The sequence below is a fragment of the Phenylobacterium sp. genome, assembly GCF_020402505.1.
Lineage (GTDB): Bacteria > Pseudomonadota > Alphaproteobacteria > Caulobacterales > Caulobacteraceae > Phenylobacterium.
Window position 1 is genome coordinate 33,381 of the sequence record NZ_JADBZL010000060.1, and the last position, 6,637, is coordinate 40,017.

A 6,637-nucleotide genomic window follows, 5' to 3' on the forward strand; every position below is an offset into this window, starting at 1 on the left:
TCCGTTCCCGCCCTTCGACAGGCGCTCGGCGGGGGGAGGGTCTGCAATGTCTGGACCCGAGGCGGCGCAGGTCGCGCCGGGCTTCCGGTCCGCGGGGGATAGACAGGCGGGCGGGGCCGACGTCAAGGGGTTTTGGTCTGGAGCCGTCGGTCTCCGGGCGCTAGGACGGAACCATGGACAGACCTCGCTTCCACCTCGCCTTTCCCGTCCGCGACCTCGCCGAGGCCCGGGCCTTCTATGGCGGCCTCCTGGGCTGCGCCGAGGGGCGGTCGAGCCCGGATTGGGTGGACTTCGACTTTCACGGCCACCAGATCGTCGCCCACCTGGCGGCCGCGCCGGAGGGTGTCGCGACCAATCCCGTGGACGGCGAGGACGTGCCCGTCCGCCATTTCGGGGTGATCCTGGACCTGGCGTCCTGGCGGGCGCTCGCTGACCGGCTGGAGGCGGCGGGGGTGGACTTCATCATCCCGCCCCAGATCCGCTTCCAGGGCCAGCCCGGCGAGCAGGCGACCCTCTTCTTCCTCGACCCCTCCGGCAACGCCCTGGAGTTCAAGGCCTTCGCCGACGACGCCAGGATCTTCGCCCGGTGAGCGTGCCCGCCTTCGCCGACATCGAGGCGGCGGCGAAGCGGCTGGCGGGCCAGGCCGTGGTCACGCCGCTGATCGAGAGCCCGGCCCTGAACGAGAGGCTGGGCCTGCGGGTGCTGATCAAGCCCGAGACCCTGCAGAGGGTGGGGGCCTTCAAGTTCCGCGGCGCCTACAACCGCCTGTCGCAGATCGCCCCCGCCGACCGCCCTCGCGGGGTGGTGGCCTTTTCCTCGGGCAATCATGCGCAAGGGGTGGCCCTGGCCGCCCGGCTTCTGGACATGCCGGCGGTGATCGTCATGCCGGCCGACGCCCCCGCGGTGAAGGTCTCGGCCACCCGCGGCTACGGCGCCGAGGTGGTCTTCTATGACCGCATGACCGAGAGCCGGGAGGCGATCGCCGCCCGATTGGCGGAAGAGAGGGGCGCGGTGATCGTGCCGGCCTACGATGACCCCGACATCATTGCGGGGCAGGGCACGGCGGGGCTGGAGCTGGCCCGGCAGGTGCAGGCCCTGGGGGCGGAGCTGGACCTGGTTGTCGGCCCGGTGGGCGGCGGCGGACTGATGGCGGGGGTGGCCCTGGCGGTGCAGACCCTGTCGCCGAAGACCCGGATCGTGGGGGTCGAGCCCGAACTCTATGACGACGCCCGCCGGTCCCTGGTCAGCGGCCGGCGCGAGACGGCGGCGCCGACCGTGCGGACCCTCTGCGATTCCCTGGAGACCCCGTCGACGGGGGAGTTGACCTTCCCGATCCTGAGGGAGCGCCTGTCGGCCATCGTGACGGTGAACGACGCCGAGGTGGCCGAGGCCATGCGGCTGGCCGTCTCCACCCTCAAGCTGGTGGTGGAGCCTGGCGGCGCCGTCGGTCTCGCGGCCCTGATGGCGGCTAAGGTCCCGGAGGCGGCGCCCGGCGCCTGCGTGGGCCTGGTGTTGTCCGGGGGCAATGTCGACCCGGACCTCTTCGCCCGGGTGCTGAGGCGGGAAATCTGACGCAGCGCTTCTGGCGGAAGCCGGCGCCAGGGGGTAATCACCCCTCCAGCCTTCTCTCCAAGGGGACCTGAATGACCCTCAAGCGCACCCTCCTGGCCGGCCTGTCGGCCCTTTTGATTTCCGCTCCCGCCCTGGCGGCGGACCTGGATCCGGCCCGCCTGACCCAGCATGTGAGGGTGCTGTCGGACGACGCCTTCGAGGGCCGGGCCCCGGACACCGAGGGCGAACGCAAGACCGTGGCCTACCTCGTCGAGCAGTTCAAAAGCTTCGGCCTCAAGCCCGGCGGCGACCTGCAGACGGACGGGACCCGGGCCTGGACCCAGGATGTGCCCCTGGCCCGGTTCGACACCGAAGGGCCGGTGGCCGTCAGCGTCAATGTCGCCGGCCAGACCCGGACCTGGACACAGGGCGAACAGGTCGCCATCCGCGCCGCCCAGACAGGTATCGACCGACTGACCCTGAAGGACATTCCCATCGTCTTCATCGGCTATGGCGTGACCGCGCCCGAGCGGAACTGGGACGACTTCAAGGGCCTCGACATGAAGGGCAAGATCGGCCTGGTGCTGATCAACGACCCCGACTTCGAGACCGGACAGGGCGACTTCGGCGGCAAGGCCATGACCTATTACGGCCGCTGGACCTACAAGTTCGAGGAGGCCGCCCGGCGTGGGGCGGTCGGCTTCCTGGTGATCCACGAGACCGATCCGGCGTCCTACGGGTGGGCGACGGTGAAAAACTCCAACACCAGCACCCTCTTCGACATCATCCGCGCCAATCCCGGCGAGGCCCATGCGCCCCTGGAGGGCTGGATTCAGCGCGACGCGACGGTGGACCTGTTCAAGGCGGCGGGCCTCGACTTCGAGGCGCTTAAGGCCAAGGCTCAGACCCGGGACTTCCGCCCTGTCGAGCTGACCGGGGTGACCTTCTCCACCGACTACGCCGTCCGGGCGCAGAAGATCATCTCGAAGAACGTCGTCGCGCGGAAGCCGGGGCGCCGCCATGCCGACGAGACCGTCATCTACACGGCCCACTGGGACCATCTGGGCGTGGGCGTGCCGGACGCCAGGGGCGACCGGATCTACAATGGCGCCCAGGACAACGCCCTGGGGATCGCCTCCCTGCTGGAGGTCGGACGTCAGTACGCCCGCGCGCTGGCGCCGGATCGCTCGGTGGTCTTCCTGGCGGTGACCGCCGAGGAGCGGGGCCTGCTGGGCTCGGAGTACTATGCCGCCAACCCCCTCTATCCGCTGGCGACGACGGCGGGGGTGATCAACATGGACGGCGCCTCCACATCCGGCCCGGCCCGGGATTTCACGACCTCGGGCGACGCGCCCCTGACCCTGCAGGACGACCTTGTGGCCCTGGGCGCCAAGCGCGGCCGGGCCTATACGCCGGATCCCAATCCGGGCGCCGGCTACTTCTTCCGTTCGGACCATTTCCCCTTCGCCAAGCGCGGCGTGCCGGCCATCTCCTTCGGCTCCGGCCAGGACCTGGTCGAGGGCGGTCGGGCCCGGGGCGAGGCCCTGGCCAGGGACTACACAACCTTTCGCTACCATCAGCCCGCTGACGAATGGTCGCCCGACTGGAACCTGACCGGGGCGGCCCAGGACGGCGGCCTGCTCTACGACCTCGGCCGTGAGCTCGCCAATTCGCGCCGCTGGCCCGACTGGAAGGCGGGCTCGGAATTCCGCGCCGTCCGCGCCGCAACCGCGACCCAGAGGCGATAGGGGTCGACGGGCGCTCGCCATGCCCTATGGTGACGCGCGTCATCTTTTGAGCCGGTCCATGCCCGACACCGCCTACGCCCCCGCCGGAAAGCGCGAGATCACCAAGGCGCAGAACCGTCAGGCGATCCTCGATGCGGCGCGCGAGGTGTTCGGCGAGGTGGGGTTCGAGACGGTGACCGTGCGCGACATCATCCGCCGCACGGGCCTGGCCTCGGGGACCTTCTACAACTACTTCCGCTCGAAGGAGGAGGTCGCCGCCGCCCTGTCCCGGGACGGCGCCCGCCGCTTCTCACCGATCTTGAAGGCCCAGCGTGAACGCGCCCGGACCTGGCCAGAGTTCGTCCGAGGCGCGCTCAGCGCCTATTACGGCTTCCTGGCCAGCGAGCACGACAACTGGATGGCCCGCCGTCCGGTGGGGGAGACCGGCCTGACCGTCATGGGCGAGACCCCCGAAATGTCCGCCGTGTTCGAGGAGGTCCGCCGGTCCATCATCGACGAGGCCGAGCGGGGCGGGGCGCGGGGCGTGGACGCCGACTATCTGGCCGCCGCCTGCATCGGCCTGGCCCGGGAGGTCGGCCGCAAGATGCTGGCCCGGCGCCCCATCGACCCGGCGACGGCGACGGACTTCGCCGTGGCCCTGATCCTGCGCGGCACGGCGGGCCTGGCCGAGGCGGCCCGGTGAGCCGATCCGGTCAACAGCGGGCGATCCTGTCCTGGATCCTGTCCCTGCCGGCGCCGGTGCTGCGCCTGTTGTCGGGCGGCGTCGCCACCTACCGGGAGGGGCGGACCCTCGACCCCCGCCTGCAGTTCCTCGCCGCCGGCGCGCGCCGGGGTCGCCCGATGAGCGCCATGACCCCTGAGGAGGCCCGCCGCGCCAGCTCCGCGGGCTTCCGCGCCACCGCCGAGGCCCCGCCCTCCGGCGTGCGCATCGAGGCCCTGACGGTTCCCGGCGGCGAGGGTGACCGGCCCGCCCGCCTCTACCGGCCCTCACGGCCATTGCCGGATGTTCCCATCCTGGTCTTCGCCCACATGGGCGGCGGGGTGATCGGCGACCTCGACACCACCGAGGCGTTCTGCGGTCGCCTGGCCGAGACCCTGCGCGGACCCGTACTGTCCGTGGATTACCGTCTGGCCCCCGAGCACCGGTTCCCGGCGGGATACGAGGATGTCCTGGCGGCCTTCCGCTGGGCCAGGGACAAGGCCGGGGACCTGGGCGCGCCCCCCGGGCGGGCAGCCATTGGCGGGGACTCCATGGGCGGGCTGTTCGCCGCCGCCCTGGCCCAGGAGATGCGGCGGATTGGTGAACCCGGACCCGACCTTCAGTTGCTGGTCTATCCTTGCGTGGACCTGGCCAGCGAGACGCCCTCCATGACGGCCTTCGCCGACGCCTTTCCCCTGGACCGGGCGACGATGGAATGGTTCGTCGGCCACTATCTCCCGCCCGGCGCAGATCCCGCCGATCCGCGCAATGCGCCAGGTCGCACCGGTGACCTGTCCGGCCTGCCGCCCGCCGTCATCGCCACCGCCGGCTTCGATCCCCTGGTCGACCAGGGCGAGGCCTACGCCCGCCGTCTCGCCGCCGCCGGCGTGCCGGTGGACTACCGACGCTATGACAGCCTGGTCCACGGCTTCACGGCCTTTGGCGGGGTGGTCCCGGAGGCCCGCCGGGCCTGCGGGGAGATCGCCGGCCTGGTCGCCGCCCGGCTCTCCCAACCCCTTCAGAAGGACTGACCCATGCGTGCGCTCGTCGTCGAGGAACTGGCCGCAGAGTACGCCGGCTGCCGGGTCAAGGACCTGCCCGACCCGGTTCCGGGGCCGGGGGAGGTGCTGGTCAAGGTCCGGGCGGGGGCGGTGAACTTCCCCGACCTCATGCAGACCCGGGGCGAGCACCAGCACAAGCCGCCGGTGCCCTTCACCCCCGGCATGGAGATGGCCGGAGACGTCGTCTCGGTAGGCGAGGGCGTCACAGCCTGGAAGCCGGGCGACGCCGTGGCGGGGGGCTCGCGCACGGGCGCCTTCGCCGAGTACGCCGTCAGCCCCGCCGCGGCCCTGCACCGCAAGCCCGACGCCCTGTCCTACGGCCAGGCCGCCGGCTACCAGGTCTGCTACCTGACCGCCTGGGTCGCCCTTGTCCGCCGCGCCCAGGTGCAGCCAGGGGAGTGGGTCCTGGTGCATGGCGCCGCCGGGGGCACGGGCCTGGCCGCCGTCGACCTGGCGAAGCACCTCGGCTGCCGGGTCATCGCCGCCTCGGCCTCCGACGCCAAGCTGGCGGTGATCGAGAAGGAATACGCCCCCGATGCGGTGGTGAACGTCTCCCGGGGCTTCAAGGACCGGGTCAAGGAGATCACCGGTGGCCGCGGCGCGGACGTCATCTACGATCCCGTCGGCGGCGATGTCTTCGACGAGAGCGTGCGCTGCATCGCCTTCGACGGGCGCATCCTGTCCATCGGCTTCACCTCGGGCCGGCTGCCCGTGCTCCCGGTCAACTACGCCCTCATCAAGGGCTTCTCGGTCATGGGGGTGCGGGCCGGGGAGTACGGCCGGAGGTTCCCCGAGAAGGGCCGCGAGAACAACGAGGCCATCTGGAAGCTGGCCGCCGAGGGCGCCATGCATCCGCGGGTCGACCGGGAGTTCCCCCTGGACGGCTGGCGGGAGGCCTTCGACACCCTGGCCGAGCGGACCGTCGTGGGAAAGACCATCATCCGCCCCGACCTGTGAGGGCTCCTCCTGGCCCGGCGCGCCCCGACGCCATTGACAGGGGGGCGGGCATCCCCTATTCCCCGCGCCTCGTTTTCTCCCGGAGTTGGTCCCGTGAAGCGCACTTTTCAGCCCTCCCGTCTCGTGCGCGCGCGCCGTCACGGCTGGCGCGCCCGCATGGCCACCAAGAACGGCCGCAAGGTCGTCGCCCGCCGCCGGGCCAAGGGCCGCAAGCGCCTGACCGCCTGACCGGGCGACGCAGGCGAACCTCAGGGCCCTCCAGATGGAGGAACCCGCCCCTCTCTCAAGTCTCCGTCTCGAACGGCTCCGGACCCGTCCGGGCTTCCTCGCCGTCGCCAAGGGTCGCGCGTGCGCCCGGGGTGCTGTCCTGATGCAGGTCCGGGATCGCGCCGACGGCGACGACCTCGTCCGGGTAGGCTTCACCGCCACCCGCCGGATCGGCGGGGCGGTCGTCCGCAACCGGGCCAAGCGCCGCCTGCGCGAGGCCGCCCGCCTGCTCGTTCCGGTCCTTGGACGCCCCGGATGCGACTATGTCCTGATCGCCCGGGGCGGAACGCCGACCCGTCCCTGGCCGCGTTTGCTTGACGACGTGAAAACCGCGCTGATAAGCCTCGCGGCC

Annotated in this window: 8 protein-coding genes; all 8 read left to right on the top strand. The window is 71.6% G+C overall.

The genetic code is table 11. The annotated features are described in order from the left end of the window. Nucleotides 1-173: 173 nt before the first annotated feature. Nucleotides 174-590 carry a VOC family protein gene (locus IM632_RS05000; protein ID WP_296480321.1) on the top strand — a complete coding sequence of 139 codons (417 nt, stop codon included), beginning with the start codon at nt 174-176 and terminating at the stop codon, nt 588-590. Beyond that, nucleotides 587-1,573 carry a threonine/serine dehydratase gene (locus IM632_RS05005; protein WP_296480318.1) on the top strand — a complete coding sequence of 329 codons (987 nt, stop codon included), beginning with the start codon at nt 587-589 and terminating at the stop codon, nt 1,571-1,573. The genes IM632_RS05000 and IM632_RS05005 overlap by 4 nt, the downstream gene beginning before the upstream one ends. A gap of 71 nt (nt 1,574-1,644) precedes the next feature. Further along, a complete protein-coding gene (locus IM632_RS05010) occupies nt 1,645-3,300 on the top strand; it encodes a M28 family metallopeptidase (RefSeq protein WP_296480315.1) in 1,656 nt (551 codons plus the stop codon). A gap of 58 nt (nt 3,301-3,358) precedes the next feature. Further along, nucleotides 3,359-3,982: a TetR/AcrR family transcriptional regulator gene (locus IM632_RS05015; RefSeq protein WP_296480312.1), complete on the top strand. Its 624-nt coding sequence runs from the start codon at nt 3,359-3,361 to the stop codon at nt 3,980-3,982. Then, nucleotides 3,979-5,031, top strand: a complete 1,053-nt coding sequence (locus tag IM632_RS05020; protein WP_296480309.1) for an alpha/beta hydrolase — start codon at nt 3,979-3,981, stop codon at nt 5,029-5,031. Before IM632_RS05015 ends, IM632_RS05020 begins: the two co-directional genes overlap by 4 nt. A gap of 3 nt (nt 5,032-5,034) precedes the next feature. Continuing rightward, nucleotides 5,035-6,018 (top strand): NADPH:quinone oxidoreductase family protein, encoded by a 984-nt coding sequence (locus tag IM632_RS05025; protein WP_296480306.1) that lies wholly within the window; start codon nt 5,035-5,037, stop codon nt 6,016-6,018. 93 nt (nt 6,019-6,111) lie between these two features. Next, entirely contained in the window at nt 6,112-6,246 is a 135-nt protein-coding gene (gene rpmH / locus IM632_RS05030; protein ID WP_293513244.1) for a 50S ribosomal protein L34, read from the top strand. A 34-nt stretch (nt 6,247-6,280) separates the two neighbouring features. Beyond that, nucleotides 6,281-6,637, top strand: a 357-nt coding sequence (rnpA, locus tag IM632_RS05035; RefSeq protein WP_296552055.1) for a ribonuclease P protein component, incomplete at its 3' end; no start/stop codon positions are given.